This is a genomic window from Peribacillus sp. (assembly GCF_059453735.1).
Genome location: NZ_JAZVJO010000199.1, coordinates 1 through 1,847, shown reverse-complemented (window position 1 = coordinate 1,847; position 1,847 = coordinate 1). Strand labels below are relative to the sequence as shown.

1 protein-coding gene and 1 pseudogene are annotated in these 1,847 nt (G+C 38.8%); both read right to left on the bottom strand.

Features of this window, described 5'->3' with window-relative positions; translation table 11 throughout:
* Nucleotides 1-239, bottom strand: a pseudogene (locus AC52RT_RS06345) (sugar ABC transporter permease); the annotation flags it as partial.
* A gap of 88 nt (nt 240-327) precedes the next feature.
* Nucleotides 328-1,623 carry an ABC transporter substrate-binding protein gene (locus tag AC52RT_RS06340; RefSeq protein ID WP_495539966.1) on the bottom strand — a complete coding sequence of 432 codons (1,296 nt, stop codon included), beginning with the start codon at nt 1,621-1,623 and terminating at the stop codon, nt 328-330.
* Between the last annotated feature and the right edge of the window lie 224 nt (nt 1,624-1,847).

Below are 1,847 nucleotides of genomic sequence, written 5' to 3'. Positions count from 1 at the left end.
GTTAAGACAATCAGAAAATTATCCAATCCTACTGAGACCATAGGGCTGAGACCATTCCACTTTTGAAAGGCTAAATAAATACTGAAAATCATAGGGTACAAACCAATAATCGCAAAAATGATAAAGAAGGGAGCAATGTATAAATAAGCAGAAAACATATCTTTGTTTGCTTCAGACCTAAACCGCTTCTTTCTGGGCTTGATCTTATTTGTACCGGTATTTACTTTTACTGGATCCATTATTACACCTCTTTTCATATCAAAGATGGGAGTGGCGCATCCTTTGCGGGAGTCACGCCGCTTCCCACCTTATTCTAGTAATCTGAAATTACCGGTTTAATAAACCTTTGGAGCGTTTAACAGCATCTTTCCATTCTTTTTCAGGATCCGTTCCTTTATTTTGAACATTTTTCAAGCTATTCAATACTTCTGAATAGATTGGGAAGTATTTTTCCCCTTTATAAACAGCCCCATTGATATCTTGTGCTGCTTTTGCAAATACCGGTGCAGTTGCTTGACCGCCAAAGAAGGCATCTTCGTTAGTTTTGAAAGCATCCATTTCATATACGGATTGTGCAGAAGGGAAAAGTCCCTTGTCTTGGAAGGATTTTAGTTGATTTTCTGGAGAAACTAACCATGAAGTAAATTTATATGCTTCTTTCGCATTTTTCGTTTCGCTTGGGATAGAGATAAAAGAGCCACCCCAGTTTGCTGCAAATTCAGTTGGAAGTGTTGCTACTCTCCATTTACCGGAAGCTTCTTGCGCATTGCCTTCCATCCAGCCTTTTAGCCATCCAGCCCCTAATTCAGCTGCAAATTCACCTTTATTTACTGCATTGGCCCACTCCGGTGACCACATTTCAAATTTACCGACAATACCCATTTCATTCAATTTCACAGCATAATCGTATGCCTCTTTAACGGCGTTGCCATCCTCTTCAATCAATAACTCCCCTTTAGAGTTAAGGAATGTTGTCTCAGCACCGTCCAAGTAAGCTCTAAATGCCATTTCGATGCTATCTATAAATACCTTGCCTGTTTTTTCTTTCACTTTAAGTCCAGCTTCTTCAAAAGCTTTTGGTGAATTGATCAATGCTGTGACTTCTTCCGGATCTGTTGGCAGACCCGCGGCTTCAAAAACATCTGCACGATAGTATAGTGCTTTTGGACCAATATCTGTTGGCAGACCAATCAAGAAATCACCACTGTCATTCTCACCTGTTTTCCATTTCCAATCCAGGTACTGGTCCTGAATATCTTTTGCACCATGATCATATAAGTTTTCAAAACGATCCTGTGCTCCTTTAAAACGGTCAAGTTGGTCAATTTCCAACATTGTGATATCAGGTGCTCCACTTCCAGCCGATAAAGCAGTAAATAATGCATCATGATGTTCTGCAGTTTCTGCAGCCCTTACTTTAACTGTGATGTTAGGGTTTTCTTTCTCATATTCTTTCGCCAGTTCTTCATAATTTGTAGCTCCGAATGTCCAGAAATCCAAGGTAACTTTTTCCCCGTTTTTACCGCCGTTTGAAGAAGTCTTTTCATCATCCTTACAGGCTGCCAATGAGAACACCAGGGCCGTAGATAATCCGATCACAGCCAGTTTTTTAAAGATTTCCATTTGTGAAACCCCCTTATAATTATTTTGTCAACCGTACACTGAATCCATAATCGCTATAATATAAATTCTGAGAAATTCTTATCCTTTCCTACCTCCTTTTCCATGCTATTCTCTAAAAATATGATAATAGCTTTACTACATAGAAACCGGTTTCCTAAAAGATTAAGTGTTATGTAAAAGATAAATATTGAAACCGCTTTCAATAGTGATTATAAGTCCAAACA